Source organism: Enterococcus casseliflavus NBRC 100478, assembly GCF_001544095.1.
In the GTDB taxonomy this organism is placed as follows: domain Bacteria; phylum Bacillota; class Bacilli; order Lactobacillales; family Enterococcaceae; genus Enterococcus_D; species Enterococcus_D casseliflavus.
In genome coordinates this window covers 1-18525 of sequence record NZ_BCPT01000016.1, presented here as the reverse complement: position 1 = coordinate 18525, position 18525 = coordinate 1, and the positions used below count along the sequence as shown (strand labels likewise).

General features: G+C 32.9%; 17 protein-coding genes and 2 pseudogenes. 10 read left to right on the top strand and 9 right to left on the bottom strand.

Annotated features, from left to right (window positions below):
* Window positions 1-242: 242 nt before the first annotated feature.
* Window positions 243-839, bottom strand: a complete 597-nt coding sequence (locus tag ECA1_RS13040; protein WP_060792708.1) for a DUF3885 domain-containing protein — start codon at window positions 837-839, stop codon at window positions 243-245.
* 37 nt (window positions 840-876) lie between these two features.
* A complete protein-coding gene (locus ECA1_RS13035) occupies window positions 877-1731 on the bottom strand; it encodes a hypothetical protein (RefSeq protein WP_060792707.1) in 855 nt (284 codons plus the stop codon).
* Window positions 1732-2455: 724 nt separating this feature from the next.
* Here ECA1_RS13035 and ECA1_RS13030 point away from each other — a divergent pair.
* The 5 genes from ECA1_RS13030 (at window position 2456) to ECA1_RS13010 (ending at window position 6155) form a co-directional block, all read left to right on the top strand.
* On the top strand, window positions 2456-2740 hold the full coding sequence (locus ECA1_RS13030; protein ID WP_060792706.1) for a hypothetical protein: 285 nt from the start codon (window positions 2456-2458) through the stop codon (window positions 2738-2740).
* Window positions 2741-3036: 296 nt separating this feature from the next.
* Window positions 3037-4329: a putative phage abortive infection protein gene (locus ECA1_RS13025; protein ID WP_060792705.1), complete on the top strand. Its 1293-nt coding sequence runs from the start codon at window positions 3037-3039 to the stop codon at window positions 4327-4329.
* Between the two features lie 6 nt (window positions 4330-4335).
* A complete protein-coding gene (locus tag ECA1_RS13020; RefSeq protein ID WP_060792704.1) occupies window positions 4336-5457 on the top strand; it encodes a hypothetical protein in 1122 nt (373 codons plus the stop codon).
* Between the two features lie 83 nt (window positions 5458-5540).
* Complete coding sequence (locus ECA1_RS13015) at window positions 5541-5879, top strand: hypothetical protein (RefSeq protein ID WP_060792703.1); 339 nt, start codon at window positions 5541-5543, stop codon at window positions 5877-5879.
* A 54-nt stretch (window positions 5880-5933) separates the two neighbouring features.
* Window positions 5934-6155 carry a hypothetical protein gene (locus ECA1_RS13010; protein ID WP_060792702.1) on the top strand — a complete coding sequence of 74 codons (222 nt, stop codon included), beginning with the start codon at window positions 5934-5936 and terminating at the stop codon, window positions 6153-6155.
* Window positions 6156-6169: 14 nt separating this feature from the next.
* Here ECA1_RS13010 and ECA1_RS13005 read toward each other — a convergent pair.
* The 5 genes and pseudogenes from ECA1_RS13005 to ECA1_RS12985 all read right to left on the bottom strand — a co-directional run bounded on the left by ECA1_RS13005 (window position 6170) and on the right by ECA1_RS12985 (window position 10352).
* A pseudogene (locus ECA1_RS13005) lies at window positions 6170-6760 on the bottom strand (SOS response-associated peptidase).
* Window positions 6761-6851: 91 nt separating this feature from the next.
* Window positions 6852-7358: pseudogene (locus tag ECA1_RS13000) on the bottom strand (hypothetical protein).
* Window positions 7342-8721 (bottom strand): Y-family DNA polymerase, encoded by a 1380-nt coding sequence (locus ECA1_RS12995; RefSeq protein ID WP_115224871.1) that lies wholly within the window; start codon window positions 8719-8721, stop codon window positions 7342-7344. The pseudogene ECA1_RS13000 and the gene ECA1_RS12995 overlap by 17 nt, the downstream one beginning before the upstream one ends.
* A gap of 346 nt (window positions 8722-9067) precedes the next feature.
* A complete protein-coding gene (locus ECA1_RS12990) occupies window positions 9068-9439 on the bottom strand; it encodes a hypothetical protein (RefSeq protein WP_016612373.1) in 372 nt (123 codons plus the stop codon).
* 1 nt (window position 9440) lies between these two features.
* A complete protein-coding gene (locus ECA1_RS12985) occupies window positions 9441-10352 on the bottom strand; it encodes a ParA family protein (RefSeq protein WP_029485251.1) in 912 nt (303 codons plus the stop codon).
* Window positions 10353-10904: 552 nt separating this feature from the next.
* Here ECA1_RS12985 and ECA1_RS12980 point away from each other — a divergent pair.
* From ECA1_RS12980 to ECA1_RS12960, 4 genes are all read left to right on the top strand, one after another.
* Window positions 10905-12404 carry a primase C-terminal domain-containing protein gene (locus ECA1_RS12980; RefSeq protein ID WP_060792701.1) on the top strand — a complete coding sequence of 500 codons (1500 nt, stop codon included), beginning with the start codon at window positions 10905-10907 and terminating at the stop codon, window positions 12402-12404.
* A 137-nt stretch (window positions 12405-12541) separates the two neighbouring features.
* Window positions 12542-12829: a hypothetical protein gene (locus tag ECA1_RS12975; RefSeq protein ID WP_060792700.1), complete on the top strand. Its 288-nt coding sequence runs from the start codon at window positions 12542-12544 to the stop codon at window positions 12827-12829.
* Between the two features lie 3 nt (window positions 12830-12832).
* Entirely contained in the window at window positions 12833-13147 is a 315-nt protein-coding gene (locus tag ECA1_RS12970) for a hypothetical protein (RefSeq protein WP_060792699.1), read from the top strand.
* A gap of 1296 nt (window positions 13148-14443) precedes the next feature.
* A complete protein-coding gene (locus ECA1_RS12960; RefSeq protein ID WP_002337532.1) occupies window positions 14444-14878 on the top strand; it encodes a hypothetical protein in 435 nt (144 codons plus the stop codon).
* 1236 nt (window positions 14879-16114) lie between these two features.
* On the opposite strand, the gene ECA1_RS17485 is transcribed toward ECA1_RS12960, so the two are convergent.
* Window positions 16115-16201, bottom strand: coding sequence for a type I toxin-antitoxin system Fst family toxin (locus ECA1_RS17485; protein ID WP_115224856.1), 87 nt, complete (start codon window positions 16199-16201; stop codon window positions 16115-16117).
* A gap of 121 nt (window positions 16202-16322) precedes the next feature.
* On the opposite strand from ECA1_RS17485, the gene ECA1_RS12955 reads away from it, so the two are divergent.
* The gene (locus ECA1_RS12955; protein WP_060792698.1) at window positions 16323-16556 is read left to right on the top strand and encodes a hypothetical protein; all 234 of its coding nucleotides are present in this window, start codon (window positions 16323-16325) and stop codon (window positions 16554-16556) included.
* 529 nt (window positions 16557-17085) lie between these two features.
* Here ECA1_RS12955 and ECA1_RS12950 read toward each other — a convergent pair.
* On the bottom strand, window positions 17086-18042 hold the full coding sequence (locus tag ECA1_RS12950) for a S41 family peptidase (protein ID WP_060792697.1): 957 nt from the start codon (window positions 18040-18042) through the stop codon (window positions 17086-17088).
* Window positions 18043-18525: the final 483 nt, after the last annotated feature.

Sequence of the window (18525 nt, the reverse complement as noted above, 5' to 3'; positions counted from 1 at the left end):
TTAAAATACACCCTAATCATACGTCAGAACGCTAGATTTTTCAACATAATATCAATGTGTATTTAGGGTACACTTTAAATTTACAACAGTTGAGTGAGAAAGACAAAGACGACAACTAAGCAAGTTGGTATCCAACTCACATGCTAGCAGTCACAACTAGCATAAAAAAGGCGCTCCCTTCCGTTGTGGTTGGGGAGTGCCTTTGTGCTATAGTACTATAAGTTTTCTATCGTTTGTCTCTCTTAGATACCGTCAATATTACTGTAAAATAAATCTATTTCATTTTTGTCATACTCTAAAATCCAATCATTAAATCTATCATACAGTTTTTTTTGACTTTGAATATTATTAGACCAAATGTCACATCCCCTATCGTCATAGATATTAACAATAGTATTTGTCTTTGAATTATATAGAAATAGATTGTCATTTACTCTCAATTTTCCAACTTCATTGAAATCTCTGTAGCACAAGCCATCAATAATTTTTGCAGTTCTTACATTGTTTCTCTGTGTATTGATGACTAAAATAGTCGCTTGATTTTCATAATATGAATCAAAAGCAGAAGTAGTAAAACTATCGACGATTTGATAGTTGGCTTTGTAGAGGTACTTACGTATCAAGCCAGCTCTTGAGAATTTAGAAGCTGGAATAATTATTTGTAGTTCTTTCTCGTCAGAAAACACCTCATTAAGCAATGCTTTAGCCCGATTCTTTGCTGCTTCGATTCTCTTCTGAAAGTTCTCTTCTGATTCAGGTGCCAGTTCAAATCTTAGATTACCTTTCAGCTTGTAAGTATTATATGAAGACAAAAATATGCTCCTTATATTGGGATTCATAAAAGTTCTCCTCTCAACCTCTTTAAAGATATGAAGGCTATTTTGATATAATCTTTCCATTTCCATCTGTTGAAGCTTTTCTTTTCCCTGATTTATCTCTGATTTTCCATTCTTTCCCCGCATGGCCTGACATATCTTTTTCTTTAGTATAGCCAGTTTTTGGATCTCTCCAAGCAGGAGGTGCCCCCTTACGATGAACTTTTTGATTCATATTTTTTAATTTCACACGACCGGTTCCGTCTAAAAGGCTCTTAGGAATGCCATATGTGTAGCTAGTGTATTCTTGCTTAGTTACTGATTTACTATAATTGTATTGTACTTTTTTTTTCGTTTTTGGCCTAGGTTTCGAATTTACATGACTTCGAATTTTATTATAAGCCCAATGTCCACTTTTTATAATGGCTTTTCCTAAAATGTATGTTCCAACAGTCACACCTACAGCAGCTGTTGCTACGACAGCAATTTGACCAACTCCTGGAACCCCATATACCCAAACTGAAGCCCATCCTACAGCTGGAATAAAAAATGCTCTGCTTTGTCCACTATTTGAAGTAGAATCAGCTAAAATACCTATGCTTAAATCAGTAGGTTCCTCTATACTTTCTAGTAAATGGTCAAATTCCTCAGGAGTATAGAAATTCCCATTGATATAAACGCCTTCTTCTGTAAACTCTATTTCAGTTCCATCATCAATTTGTTCCGAGACAAAAGCAGTTAATGCTTCTTCATTTAGGTTTTCGTCAATGGGGTCAGGTAACGTTTCATCTACTTGATTTGAACTTTCTTGACTAACTATTTTTTGATCTGTTGCGGCTACAACTGATTCACCTGTTCCAACAATAATCGACCACGGCAATAATACTGCTAAAAATACTCTAACTGCTTTTCTCAAATTTAATCTCCTCCCACTATAATACAATAGTTGTATAGTGTAACTATACGCATGTTTAATTATAGTTACAACTTACAAAAATGAAAGGAGGGTAAAAAAATGTCCAATCCTATTATAGAGTTTATTGTTTGCGTAACATTTACTTGTTTTGGCTAATAAACATGATCGTATCTGTATTTTTCTTTTATTCAAATCAAAAGAAGTTTCAACTGAATATACTCTAAAAGAAGAAACTTTCAGACCTAAATAATTGAGCTGCTGAAAGATCTATGAAATGAGGAATTAAAAAAGGGGTCAAAAACTTAAAAGTTTTTGATCTTGTTTTCTACAAATATGATTCTCTAACCAATACATAGTTAAAGAGGTATCATACTATAAAGAATAGAATACCGCACGTTTTGCTTTTTAAAGAATCAATTCTGCTTTAACATTTCTGTATTTATCCATAAAAATTACTTTCGATGAAACAGAATGCAGTAAACTTTGATATGAAGGAAATTTCTCCACATAGACAAATTTTATGACAAGTTTTTTAACGTAATTTTAAAACTACTAGCATGACAATAAACTGAATTCGAGCGATTGGTCTATTTATTAAGGCGTATAATTAAAGTAGAATGACGCGTTCAAATAAAAAAATAACTAATTAATTTATTACTGGATTTTGCTTGAACATTGCCGTAAAATAAATTTTATAAAAATTATTAGTAAAAGGAGGTATTTGATGAAGTTGAATGATGTTATGTATAGACGACAGTATAAAATAGTTTTATCTTCTGATATTTCAAGCTTGGATTTGTCTTCTTTAAACAGTTTTGGAATCTGGAGTAATCCGAAGGATAAACATTATATTTTGACATTGGAAAAACATGATGACCCTTACAATGATCCTGTAGTGTTTGAAGAGAAGTTTAAAGAATTTACAGGATTAGGTTCGAAGGATTTTAACTTAGAAACAAAAAATGGACCACTTACTTTACAAGGTGCTGTTGATTCAAGCTGGTTTTGAGAGCGTAAAATTCTTTTAGTGAATAGAATACAATTAATATGTATAATATCGGAGGAATTTTTATGAAAGAAATCGAAGAAATATTTCAATAAATGGACAAGAAAGACATAATGAGTACTACAGGTGGAGCTAAAAGAAAAATTCCTGGATGGATAAAACTTGTAGATGCTATTGGCGTAACATCTAACGATGTTACCCGCAATATGGGATACTAAAAGATCTATAAAGAATATGGCTATATCATCTGATATAGTCTTTTTTAATTTTTGAAATTCTATTGGAGGAAAATAGAGTTGATGAAGACACATAGTATGAAAGAGGTTGTAAGAAAAACCAATCTTTCATTACCTACATTAAAAAGAAAAAAAACAAACCAAGGAAGAAGGACTCTTATAATGGTTAAAATAATTAGGAAGGTTTGGAAAAACAGAATCTTTAAAACCCTATTCTTCATTTTAATTTTTTGGGGTCTCGTTATTTTTTTAAAATTTTTGGCTATACAAATGTATACGCTATTTACAATTATTGATTCAAGTAAGAGCAGTAGTGCCGATGGTTTTCTCGGTTTTTGGGGAGGATTCCTTGGATCGATCTTTAGTGGTATCATAGCTCTGGCCATTGTAAGAATACAGATACGAGAAGAAAGACAAAACCGAAAAGAAGAAAATAATGATAGTACTTTTTATTATCTATATTCGTTGTTAGAAAATAGAAAATTGGATCTTATGAAAATGGCAGCCTTTCAGGGGTTGAAAGAAGAAATATATAATCAATTAATTTATCAACTTCAGAATACAGCTGTAGAAATAGCTCGAAAACCAGAAAACATAAAATTAGTTAATGAATTTAGTACAGATTTGATTGAAATATTAGAAGAGAAAATGGAAAGAATCATTAACGACTTAGATTCCAAGGAAATTCAAGATCAATTTAGATACTACAAGGATGCTCTTGTGTTTGATAATACCGAATGGGATTTTAAGTATATGGATAGCTTTGAAAAATTCCAGAGAGAAAAAAACTATATTGATAAAATTAAAAAAGCTAAAGAATATGCCGAAAATAAATCTACAATTGATTTTTACTCAGTAAAAGATGTTATCGAATGCTATGGTTATCTTGAAAGTGCTAGTGGCGCTTATAATAAAAATAAACCTGCATATAGTGATTTTTATGGTTCTCTTTTAGCTGTTAAATTGAAGAAAATCAACATTCTTGATGAACAAAAAAGAAAATCAGCAGTGGAAGCAGCATTTAAGAAGAAGTTCAATTCTGTAGGCCAATACTATAAAATAGTAACAACTATCATTCAATTTCTAGAGACTAGCAATTTGAAAAAAGAAAAATTCCACTTCTTTGTTAATACTTTAAGGGCGGATATGTTTTTGATAGAAGAAATTTTACTTTATTACTATATTGAATATACTTCTAACGGATCATGTTGCAAGAAAATTTTGCAAGGGTCGGGCATTTTTAAGGACTTGAAGATAATTAATTACGAAGAAAATCCAAGTAGTATCAAGTTTTACTTTTCAAAAGATATGGAGAAAATTGTAGCATATAATGAACCAAGGAAAGGATATAGGTGATAAAAAATGATTAGGGATGTTGAATTAAGAACTTTCGATACAGTAGATGGCTACATCCGTAAGACGTTTGTTCCAAGTGATTTAAAAGTGAAAAGAAAAGATCTCATAAAATATGCAATACTGGTAGGAGAATTTTCTAATTTCTCCGTAACTGAAGAAGGAAAAATATTTTATAAAAGTTTAGTGGATATGGTTTTTATCGACTCAAATAATAAATTTGTTGCTGGTGACTCATATAAGAACGCTGAAACAACAGTCAAAACGAGTATTGGATTTTTAATAGGTATGATATCAGCAAAATGCGTAGCGGATAAGGTTTTTAAGATTGCTTACTTGCATCATTTAAAGGATCCAAGAATCAAGGAATACAAAAGTCAGTTACATCCTGATTTTTTTGGAATTGATCATGATGGGAATGCATATATCATAGAAGCCAAAGCGACACATAATAAAAGAGTTGATAATTCTATAGTAATTAAAGGTAAAAAGCAAACTCAAAGTGTTAAAAAAGTATGGTATGAACTTGATAATGGTAATATACAACCTTACAATGACTTTAAAAGACACGTTGTAGCTACTTCTTTTGAAAACAATGAATATATAATAAGCAATATAGATCCGGATGAAAAGAATGGCAAAAAAGAAATTTATATGAATGAAAACTTAAATATTTTCAATTATTATAAAAATATTTACAACTATTTAGTCAGCAAATCAAATAATTCTTTGGGCAAAGAAAAAATTAAAATTGATCAATTGGAATTTGTAGTATTAAATAGCGAGGTAGGAAAGTTTGGTATTGAAGCGAAAATATTTTCAATACTTGAAGATTATCATAATGTATTTTCCGAGTGTAATTCTCCTGAGAATAAATGGCTATTTGATGAAGAGGAGTTATTATTTTTGAAAGATAACAGTCTATCAAAAATGGAAACTAGCAAATCTAATAAATTTAAGGATAATAAAATAAGTAAAGAAGTTGATAAACAGAAAATTGAAAAAAAATTAAAATCAATTTCCGGATTATCGGCCAAAATTACAAATCTTGAAAATCATAGGCGATTTAAAAAATTTATTGATGGCAATGGGGATATTTCACTTGGGTATGATGGTATTATATATATATAATACTAAATAATTTTACTACAAATGTATATCTTAAATAAAAAATATTTTTAACTAGACTCTATTATGGCGGTGATAAATTAGTTTTGAAAGACAAAAAAATGTTCTATAAATTATTGTATTTAACTGCTACTGAAGAATGGATGAGCCAGCCAGAAATCGTAGAAAGTGTCCAAAAAATTGGGAAGGAAATTGCGTGTAAAGAGCGTTCTCGTCGCAATTTTTCTAACACAAAAGGCGTAAAAGTAACTGATTATGCTGATAATGTCCGAATGTATTCGTCTGTAACTGAATGTATGAAGTATGAAAAGCTATGCAGATCTTCTATTACTGGTCATATAAAAAGAAAATCTCAAGCCAAAGATGGTAGAAGATTTTTTGTAATAGAAGATGGCAATTTGCTTTCTCAACATGATGATGTGTGAGTCAGTAATTAGTTTCAAATTGAGATATTCGTACTTTAGCTGGGAGGTTTTTAAGTGGACGAAGAAAAAATTTTTGAAAAACGCTGGCAATTAGCTTCAACGGAACAAAAATCAAGATATAACAATTTGATATCCTCCTACCCTACTATCGACTGGACGTTTAAGGAAAAGAAGTACTTACTTTGGTTGTGTCAGCTCGATATCGATACGTTTGAAACGTTTGAAATGATCCTGAGTAAAGTTAAACAAAACAATAACAAAAGAGCGAATCTATAAAAGATCCGCTCTTTTTATTTTGCTACTTCAGTACGAGTTAATTCTGGCATATCAGCTATAAGATAGTTACGTGCGAAATCCAAATCTTTGATCCAATCTTTTATACGATCTCTTTGAATAATAAGCGGCATACGATCATGTATCGGGGCTACTGAATTATTAGGTTTTGTCGTCATAATAATCGATTCTGTTTCAAAACCCGCACCTGTTTTATGCACACGATAAAATCCTCCCAAATAAAAAACGTCATTATCCCCTGCAGTAAACAGTAGTTTTCGTTTTTCGGAATCCCACTCATAGAATCCAGAAACTGGTATGACGCAGCGAGTTTCTCTGAAGGCTTTAGAAAAAGTCTTCTTTTCTTCCACTGTTTCTGAGCGTGCATTTATCATAAGTTGACCTGGTTTAAATCCTTGGAAACCCCAATGAGTGATTCCTGATACTACCCTTGAGTCCTGATTAAGTCCTAGTGTTACTATATAATTAGTTGGAAATATTTCATTAAAACCAACACGAATATGGTTACCTGTAGCATTTTAAACAACGTGATCATAGTAGCTTTTTAGTTCATCTGAAGATAAATCAAAAAAATATCTTCCACACATATTCTCCCTCTCCTTTTCTGATCTGTTTAAAAAACGTGTGTCAGAGAGCCATTCTAAGGCAATTTAAAAGTCAAATGATGGACAATGATCTTCAATCGTCGTCTGCAAAGTCCTGATAATACTCATTTTTGATTAACTCAATATCTTTTTCTATTTTACTCTCTTTTTTCTTTTGTTTGTTGCGAGAAGATTTTCCGTCCTGAAAATAGTCAACTTTGAACCATTTTTCCTCCTTTTTTATAGATACGTGCCGAACGTCTGTCCAATAGGTCGCTTGTTCATTCAATATAAAATAGTCTTCATATGCTTCACCTAGAAATTGTCCTTCTACAGGATCCAAAAATCGCCCAAATTAGTCTTTAGTGTTTAACTGCAGCGTTATAGGTTTATGATAAAGAAAAGACTCTGAAAGTATTGTGTCGATCTCCTCACGATTCATTAACTCCAAACCAACAACTTCTTTCGTAGCCCAGGCTTCATTTTCTAAAACGCCTTTCATCAAATCATCCATGGCGTAAGCCGTTGCCCACTTCAGTCCAAATGGCCGGTCTCTGTATTGATTATAGTCCGTAAATGTTTTCTTAGTACGCTTTACCATGACTTTCAGCACCTTCAAGTCCAGACATACCACCTGCATGTCCTCCGACAAGACTGCTGCGAGCGATCGCACGTCCACCTTCCATTATGCTATTTGCATGAACGATCGATTTAAACCCGAATTTTTTGCGTATAGTATCTACCACATAATCGATTTTTAAGTCTTTTACTTGCTCGTCCGGATCTTCAAAGAGATCAAGCTGCAAAGCATTAGAATAGACGAGCTTTGAACAGTTAACTCCCACATTTCGAATGTCCTGGTATTTGTAATGACGATCAAATATCTGTAGTAAGTAGTTTGCTATTTGTTTGCTTCTATTGGTTGCTGGTACCTTCATTTGCTGGTGAAACCCTCGACTTACTGATCGATCGACATAACCCATTGAAAAGCCGATCCATAAAGAAATTACCTCAGCTTTCGCTCCTGTACGGCGTAACCTAGTTGCTACTTGGTCGGCCATTTCTTTGATTACAATTTCTATTTCTTTTCGACGTGTATAGTCCCGATTTAAGACCTGACTGTTCCCTATCGACTTAGATTTTACTTTGTATTTCTGACCTAAGAATGATCGATCGATGCCCCAGCTGTGTGCATACAGTTGAGTACCTAAGACACCAAAATTTTGCTTCAGCTGATAGTAATTTGCGTGTGCCAGGTCATGCATAGTAAATATGCCCATTCGGTTCAGTCTGATTGCTGTCCGACGTCCTATACCCCACACGTCTGTAATGTTTTCTACAGACCAAAGCTTTTGCTGTACGTCTTCATAACGCCATTCTGCTTTCATATCTGAATTTTTTTTACTTTCGAGGTCTAGTGCGAACTTGGCCAAGAGCGGATTGTCACCAATCCCAATCGTTGTGAAAATTCCAGTTTGCCGATAAACGTCAGTTTGAATGATTCTCGCCAGCTCTCTTGCGTCCTTTGCACTGAACAGTTTTAATGAGTCTGTGACGTCCACAAACCTCTCATCTATGCTGTATACTGCATGATTTTGTTCGTCAGCGTATTTCTTGTAAATATTGTTAATCTCTATATTCTTTCTCATATACAGTGTCGTTCTCGGTGGTGCGATCACGAGGTCTTCCGGATACGGAAAAGGAAGATCCCGTGATCGACTGACATTAGAAATTCCATAGGCTTTTTTTGCGGCCGGACTCGATGCCAGAATCAACCCACTTCCTCGCTGAGAAGGATCGTCTGAAGGATAGGACATGACCACTAACTTTGTCTTTAAAGGATTTAGTCCTCTTTCTACGCATTCTACGGATGCATAAAATGACTTACAGTCGATACAAAGAATATCTCGGGAAGGTTCTTTAGTATAGTCAAACCTTGGATTTACGCCAAATTGCATAACCATGATAAATCCCCTTTTCTAAAAAAAAAGATACGTTTTATATACACATTAGAACACACATTCGCTTTTTTTTTTAGTCAAGATAATTAAACTTCTATATACTAAATATATTCAATATATTTAGTATATTAGATATATTAAACTCTTTCATAAGTGAAATTTTATGATTTAGTGTTTACTGATTATATTTATAAATTATAAAATATAGAATATAAATTATAAAATAAAATTTTCAAAAATCTATTATAGTGTTTAATTAATTGATTATAAAGGCAAAATTGTATTTTACAAATTATATTTTATAAATTGCATTTTATAAAATATAATTTGTAAATAAAAAAAAGAAGATCTAAATCTTCTTCCTTTTTTCTTTCTTATATATCCGTTCTCTTTCCTGATCTTTCTTACGCTCTAATATTCGGTTGTAGGTTGTTTTTTGATTGTGATCGAAACGTGCAGTTCTTTCGTGAATTAATTCTTCGAGTAGTTCATAGGTATAATCATTATCAGTAGTATCAAGCAAAGCAGTAAATTCGCACCAGACTATGGCTGGTATACCAAGCGACTTGTTGTTTATCTTTAATACGTCTTCTTCAGGGTGAATATTTTCTAGTAAATCTGTGTTGTCAGAAGTAAATGCTGATTTCGGTTTAGGGATCTCTTTATAAGAATTATCAGGTTTTTGCTTTGAAAAGAAACCTGGTTTTGCATTATCTGTCATGTTAGTTTTCTCCTTCGAATAATTTTATTCTATGAATGAAATCTTTTGCTAAAGGTACAAAAACTTCTTCGTAAGCAAGTTTGTCCCAATAAGTGTCAGTATTTAAACCTGTCCTCGGTGTTGTTTGCACTCGCTTAACATGGGGTAAAATATTATCAAAAAGGTTTTGATCACCAAACTTTTCGATAGCATCGTTGACAACTTGGCGATCTATACTACCTTTACTCAACTGATTTGGAAGTATTCCAACTATTTCAGTTTTACAATCAAATTTTTCAACAAGAGGAGTGACTTCTTCTGATATATAATCTTCAACGCCATCTAAGCTGTCGGATTGTGTTTGAAAAGCCATAATAATATAGTCAGAAGCGTAAGCAGCATTCCTAGTGAAATCAGACATAGTAGGTGGGGTATCGATGAGAACAAAATCGTAATCCGGCTTGACTGGTTCAAGTAAATCTTTCAAGACTGAAATTCTGTTTTTTTCGACCTCGATATAATCAGCGTCTATTCCTTCTATAGCGTCCCCATAAAGCTTAGTTAAATATTTTGGAAAGTTTTTAAAATCTATATGTGATGGAATGCAATCCAAGTTTTCAATTATTGGAAGAACTAATTGTTTTAAATCTCGTTCAACGATTCCAGCTAGCATAGTTTTTTCAATAATGAAAATGTCATCGTCTTTAGAGTGATAATTTTTAGTCAACAACATTGTCTTTGTAGTATTTGATTGCGGATCGGCATCCACTACCAACACTTTAAATCCCATATTAGCAAGTACATAGCTCAAGTATCTTATAATAGTAGTTTTACCTACTCCACCCTTGGAATTTGCTACAGTAATAGTTAATGGTCTTCTGACGACATTTCTATATTCAAAAACAATTTTCAAGTTTTCTTGCGATAATTCCATTAAACAAACCTCCCGTTTATAAAATATAAAATATAAATTGCAAAATATAATATATATATCTGTCTAAGAACATTATACCAGAAAGAAATATGTTGTCAATTATATTTTATAAATTATATTTTATAAAATATAATTTATAATCAAATCACTTGATAATCTTTACAAATGTTTAAAAATAGGGTAACTTTGTAGTATAAAAAAAAGGTTTACAGCATTAAAAAAAAGTTTACACTTTAAAAGAAAATTACATAAAAAAAAAGAGACGGATAAAAAAGTGAAATTGGCCTCACTATTCTATCTGAATCACATAAAAAGCCTATGTGTTCTCGCTCGTCTCAGAAGTTATGTAAGTGGCTGACAACCACTTATGTAATTTTGATAAGTTTTTCGGACTGACAATCCGAACTTACAGACTTATTCTACCATTTTTTGACGAGCAACTCAATATATACACGCTTATTTTGTCATTCATTTAAGACTTCTAAGCTATTGGGAGAACACAAATCTTTAAGATTATTTGTGTTCTCTTTTAGTTTGGGAAGGAATAAAGTCATGGCAGCTTCTTTGGATGTCGTATATTCGACGGTATTACAAAATGGTATCCGTAAATTCAAATATAAAAACAGCCACCTAAAACCGGTCTCTTTTAGTGATCAGTCGGGGAAGGGGGCTATTTTTGCGTACCGCTCAAAGGAACACATGATCGAGGGGATTGGACTAGTGATCACTTCAGAAGAAGGGGTGATCGAAAACAATAATCGATTCACTCATTGGACACCAAATGTATTTCGCTATGGAACGTATGCTGATGAAGCCAGAATGTTTACAAAAGGTCATTCTGAGGACAATTTGCGTCAAATCAATACTTTCTTTGTTGATTTTGACACATTGGATCCAAACTTTGACTATGGAGAAATTATCTTGGCCAGTCACGAGATCGGCTTTATGCCGACAATGATTCTACGTACACCGCATGGATTTCAAGCTTTCTATGTACTAGACAAGCCTGCATACGTGACGAAGAAATCAAATTTTAAAGTGATCAATGTGGCCAAAATGATCTCAAAAAATCTAAGAAACAAATTTTCAAATGATTATCGGTTTCCAGTTGATGTAAATGCCAATCATTTTGGGATCACACGTATGCCTTCTGAAGAGAATGTTTTATTCTTTGAACCACAGTATCGTTATAGTTTTGAAGAATGGATCGACTGGTCAATGAGAGAAGATGCGGACAAAAAAGCGGAGATCAAAAACGTTTTTGTATTACCATCTACTCAAGAATTTCGTCAAGTCGATGAACCCTGGTTCCAGCTGTTGCTAAAAAGTCAAAAAATACAAGGTGAAAAGGGCGTATATGGTCGAAATAATGTCATATTCACCTTGTCTTTGGCATACTTTTCGTCAGGATACGAAGTAGAAGCATGTGAATTGACGATGTTAGAATTCAATGACCGCTTGGCTAACCCTTTATCTGATCGAGAATTAACCAGAATCATTCGTTCCGCTTACTCCGGAAAATATCAAGCAGCGCACAGAGAAAAAATTGTCCTATTATGCCAAGAGTGGGTCGATGCCAATCTTTCTGAAGAGCAACTATTCAACAAAAAACGAGGTTGGTGGAAATTCAAGAAAGAAAGAGCTATTCGCAAGTATTCACATAGTCATGAATGGGCAGAAGATCTACTGTCCTATTTGAATGAGCAATCCTATGAAGAACAACCATACATTATTTCTACAAAAAAAGAGTTAACTGAACGTTTAAAGATCCCAAAACGTTCCCTGGACAAAGTACTGAAGCAGTTAAAAGAAGAGAACAAAATTCATATTCGTGTTCGTGCTGGTCGTAATGGAGGTATTATGCTAGCTTCGATACATGGATTGATGCGCTCCGTTATCCGGCTAAAAAAAGAAAGCCAGGGGGCTTATTTCGCTGCGATCTCAGAAGCTTTTGGAAAAGAATACACGTTTATCCAGACAGCACTGAAACGCTTGATAGAACCCAATAAGATCGGCGTGCAAACAGATTTGTTCATGATCGATACAGGTTGAAATTAAAAGGTGCAAATTGCCTATTACATTATATCTATGATACGTTCCTTCTTTTTCTTCCGCCTTGCTTGCTGGTCTTAAGAAAGAGTAGTACTATTATTGCAAACGTAATAATATGGTGGGAGGTTTTTCTGACTATGAGTATCAATACCTTTGTATATCCCTACCCGATCAATGTGTTTATTATTTCGCGGTTAGGTCTTACAGTAGAGCAATTTTGTGAGTTACATGGATATAAGCAGAGTACAGTAGCAAGCTGGGTAACAAGAAACCGCAAAGTAAAGACGTTACCTTGTGATTTTTTGTATTGTCTTAGTCTTTCTTCAGGCTGGTCAATGGATGATGTTTATCGTCATTTATTGGTGTTGGAGGAGAGATTTTTAAAGAGTATTGATCCTAAAAAGAAGAAGGAACAGGTGGATTGATTAATGATTGAGGAGGAGGTATCTGCTCTTAATAGAATCAAAGAATGGTCTGTTCTTTTGAAGATTTATTATGGTATTCTGTTCTTTTCATTTGTTACAGTAGGCTTAGTTTCTCTTTTGTTGACTCTTTTATCGTTATGGACGAATATGATGTTATTTTTATATTTACTTTTACTGTTTTTCTTAGGATTAGGGGGAGTAGGTACTGCCATTCTTGATGATTATAAGTGGTCATTGTTTAGTGGAATTTGTAGGAGAATGAAAAAAAGTGCAACTGTTGAGTCTTATGAATGTTGGAAGAAGGAATTGAAGGTATAGATATATGTATCTATAAAAGCTGAGTAAAGAATACTAGGCTTTCTCTTATGTTTTTAAAATGTTTACAGGTGGAATATGAGTATTATTTGGACAGGTAGTATTTTTGTCAGAAAAATGGTGTAAATCTTTATGTAGACCTTTATCAAAAGATTTAAGTGTAATAAATTGTGTTATTTAGAAACGTTTTAATTCAATTTAATGAATTTATTTTATTTTTCAGAGTAGATCTATAGTAAATTCTTAAAGGATTGCGGCCGCATTTTTAGTTTTCAAGAAACCATGTGAGTTACTCTGGCGATTAATTTATCTAATATAATTAAAAGTGTCTTTAACGTTGAAGTTGATCCATTTTCAAAATGTATTACTATTTTATGTATAGTTGTTACAGTATATCTCTTAGTTTTTAATTATAGCGATTTACTTGACGAATATAATGTGTATGAATAATCATTAAAATTTAAATTATAATATCGGTTAACATAAAAAAAGTTCCAAAATGATTTTCTCAAAGGAAGGATAAAAATTGTTGATCAAAATGCTACCACTTTTAATACTCATAGGGTTTTATATTTTTATTAGTATTAAGATAAGAAATGCGAATGATATTAGCAAAACGACTAAATATGTTTTCTACTTTTTTATTGTTTTGGGAGGGGGAATCCTCCTTTATATTGCATTTGTTTTCTTATTTTTTGGTATAAATTTTTGAGGATGGAGGAGATGTAATAGTTATGAAGAAGACACTTGTTTTCTTTAAAATACATTTATAATACTAGTATCTAATCCAGCAAATTTGACAGTGGATAAATTAATATCTAGCGATTATGAACTATCTCAATTTATAATAGATTCGTTAGAGAAGAAGAATCTATGTGTTGTCAGTGATTGAAATCAGGATATATATTTGGTTCTAAAAAATGATCTTGTTAACCAAGATCGAGATTTATTAATACAATAGGTGAGGCGTTAAATAGAAGTAAAGAAGAGAATAAACTTCACTATACTAATAATTTAGACTATCTAGAATATCATATGGAAAACAATATGGACTAGGGAATAAATAAGATAAATCCTATTGATCATTTAGATAAAGCTCGTAAAATGCATGACGGTTGTTACAAATAGAGGGGGATAATACAATATGAAGATTTATTTAAAGTATTTAGCACAACCAAAACCCACTAACATTATGTGCACCGTTGTTTCTGAATATTTTAATTGCTTATATTTATTATACTTAAGAAGTAGCAAAATATACGACTAAAAAAATAAACAGACTGAAAGAAGTGAAAACAAATGACAAAGGAACGGCTGCAAATTTATATTGATCCTGAACATAGAGAAGCATTAGAAGAATTAAAAGAACTGTTAGCAGTGGAAGATTCGGCAACGGATAGTGCCTTAATTCGCTATATTATTTTGGAATTGTATCGATTAAAGACAAAAGAAAATATCCAAATGCGGGCACTTTTAAACCGTTTGGATGAACTTTTAATTTATTCAACTAGTTTTGCAGAAACGATGGACGTCGATATTTTTGATCTCGAAAATTCTGAAAAATACAAAGAAGTAAAGGCACAACAAAGAGGAAAATGGGCAAATAGTCGGCGAAAAAAAGCAAAAAATAAATCACAAAAAAGACCCGTTAATAATCAAAAAGAGAAAGCAAAAGAAGAAAAACTAAATTCAGAATCGCTCACTTACAATGATCTGATTGCGAAGTATTTGTAAAAATTTGTCTTTCAAAAAGGACGATCGGTGGTGGTACCTAGAGACTACTTTTCGCAAAAATGACTACTTGAGTAGTCTCTGAACAACTCCCTGACAACTGCTAAAAACTATGCTGTGGTATCACATTCATTTTCTTCAAAACGCAATAGGCACAGCCTATCTTGCCACTTTCAACATGAGAGTGGTGCGTTTACCTTATGCTCTTTCGCTTTTTAATAAATATTTGAGCTTGGTTAGTTTCTATTTAAAGGTAATTCACTATGCTGATTACACTGAAATTTTTTCAAATTTAAAATTATAGTATTACTGAAAATGGGAAAAATGACAATAGATATGATACAAAATTATGTTGCAATAAAATTTTCCTTGTATTAAAATTTTATTGACAAAAACCAAAAAAGAAAATAAGGCGAGATAAAAAATATGAAGAAGAAAATAGCTGTTTTGTTTGAAATTACAGCTAATATTTCTGGTAACTATTTAGTAACTGGAAGGAAACTAAGCTAATGACTCTTATACCATTTGTTTTTTTTGATATTTTTGTAATTGTTTTATGTTTCTTGTTTTTTAAAATGTATCAGAATGAAAAGCTGTTATTCTGGAAAATCTTGTTTGTAATTAGTTTGATTACCTTTATCATTTTAATTTTGCCGCAAGTAATTTATTTTTTTCTATAAAAAAGTTGAAACCTGAAAACTGTTAACGTTGCAAATCGTTATATTGTTTCAAAGAAAAAATGCTTGCTATGGCTAAAAAGAGAAATGGCGTACAGCGTTTGCTGTGCAGACGCTGTAGGATCTTTGCGCTAGCAAAAAATCCTTGTAGCCTTTCTGGTGTCACTTCAGCTTGCTGTGCGAGCTGAAGTGACCGTGAACCCCCATTTACTAATAGGGGGGTTAGGAAACAACTTCCTACATGTAACGAGATCAGTAAAACGTTAGTGCTGCATGGGATTGGTCAATTTTAAGGTAGGTCACATTTTCGACCATAGAAAGTTGAAAATGTGACCTATCTTTTCGATATCAATTTTCAAATAATTTCAGAACGAAAAAATGACTGGTACTGATTGCTGCATTTTGATTTTTTCCAAATTTCTTGCTATAATAAATGTGCGAAGCGATATTAAAGAACAAGCATGTTTACACCAAAAAGCCCTCCTACTGCGAATAGGAGGGCTTTTTTTGCGCTGTTGCGACTCCAGCGTTGGGGCCAGAAGGCAACTGCTTCGACTATCGGTTAATCGTCTAACCAGCGATCAACTAGTAAGAGTACTAGACCCACGAATAGTGGAGCGATAATCAGCGATATTAAAGTTTCCAGCATATTTACACCCCCTCACGGGGCAGTTGCCATTAACGAGTATAACATGAACAATTCAAGTGATCAGTTGTTTCTTTATTTTCTATTGCCTTTATAATAATCCATAAAAAGAGGAGTTGATCTTGTGCACGGTGCAGAGGATTCTCGGCTAACCTATGAACTTTCCCGCTACTTGACCAATACAGAATGGGATCGAATCGAGCGAACCAAAAAAATTTATGAAAGGATCGAGAGTGAGGAAGAACTGAACCGACTCAGTAAATCCACAAAAATCCCTTTCGACCATTTACTGCTGATCATGCAAGGTGAGATCATAGCGGACGACTATACACTAAAATTACTAGAAGAAAACATGTAGTTTTCTTACTGCATGTTCCTCTACTTTGATTGCTGCATTCAATCGGTTTCGCTTGGCAAAGCGAATTCATGTATACTAAAAGAAAAAAGCAACTGAGGTGACAACCTTTTGACAACAGATAGACAACCAAAACAAATGTTGACAGTAAAAGAACTTGCTGAATTTTTTGGTATCAGCAGACAAGCTAGGTCGTCCCGATTTGCTTGAAGCGTTCGAAGTTCCTGACACAGCAGCTGCACGTATACTAAGACTAAAAACTGATAGACCAACATTAAGAAAAGAGAATATATTATAGAAAATATAACTTTAAGGTGGAATAGTTATGGATAAATTCTTTTCAAAATATGATTATTTTTTATATTTTATTGTCGCTATTTTAAGTTTAATCGCATTTCTAGCAAGACATAGTACAACTTGGTTAGTGTTATTTTTCGGGTGGTTAAGTATTGGATTTACTCATGTTGCAAGAAAAAAGCACAAGTAGCAAAGTAAAAAAAAACTTGCAAAGATTTTTCTTTGCAAGTTTTTTTTACTTTAATTGAGATCTTATCCATTCTATTGCAGAACTTTTGCTATTATTTGTTCGAACATCTGGATTAATAGGAACATTTTTATAAATTTTATTTGTTCTGTCTTTTACAAAAGCAGAAGTTATTTGTAATGTCGATCCATCGTATAAATAGACAGATTGATTGGCAGAAGTGTAACCTGCTGAATCAGACCCAAAAAATTTAACATTAGGGATCCCCTTAAAGCACAAAGCGGTTAATTCGCCAGAACTCCCTGTATTACTGTCTATTAATATGGCAATCGGCACTTTTTTTATTTTTTTGTTATCACTTATTTTTATTGTTGAGATGTTACTGTTTAATTCGCCACTTTTAAGAGTTACAGGCTCTAAATCGTTGTTTTTATCTACATAACTAAATAATTTACCATCTGGTAATATGGCAGATAGACCTAATATCATAGGAGCCATATCTCCTCCTGTATTTCCACATAAATCAACAATTACGGACTTATAAATTTTCTTATGCAATGCCGTTTCTAAAATAGTAGTATACTCTTCGGCTTCTTTATCACTTCCAGTAAATGCAGGAATAGTTAATACTAAAATATCATTTTCGACTTCTGCCTTGGGTTTTACATATTCTTCAATACTTTTTTTTGACATATTTTCTTCATCTTCAATAAACGAATGCTTGCCTCCTGCAACTTTAATCGCCTTTTTTAAATTAGGGATTGTTTCTGCATAATCTTTAGCATTTGATGTTTCTTGTATCGTATTTTTTTTAGTTTCTACCCATTCTTTTGAGTCAGTGAACAGCCCAAGTTCGTCCATGTTATTTAGGGCAACTTGTACATACTTCTGAGGGGATGGTGGTACTAAATATATGTTTAATTTATACCCCAAAAAATAGATAATCCCTAAAAATAAAACACATATTGTCACTACAGCTAATAAAATACGCTTCACTATTTTCATACTAAGTATTCTCCATAAATGATTTTAATATTATTAAAACATAATTTGGATGGAAAACCATGGACCTTACGACCGATTAGTGATAAAAACTATTAGCGTTCATTTTTCTCTCTAATCTCTAAATAGTTGCTTATTATATTTTTTTCATATGCATTTTTGAAAAATATTTTCTAATTGATTAGAAAGGATCTTATTGAAATTCGTTTATTAGATCGGATTCCTGTATACTAAAAGAAAAACAAACGAGGTGACACCCTTGTGACAACGGATAGATAACCAAAACAAATGTTGACAGTAAAAGAACTTGCTGAACTTTTTGGTATCAGCAGACAAGCTATGAGGAAACATGCTGACAACCTAGAGCCAACATACCTTGCCAAAAACAGCCAAGGGTATAAGACAGTTCTGTGGTCGGGAGTGTTGCACCTTGCTGACAAGCTAGGACGTGCTGAGTTGCTTGAAGCGTTCGGACTTCCTGACGCA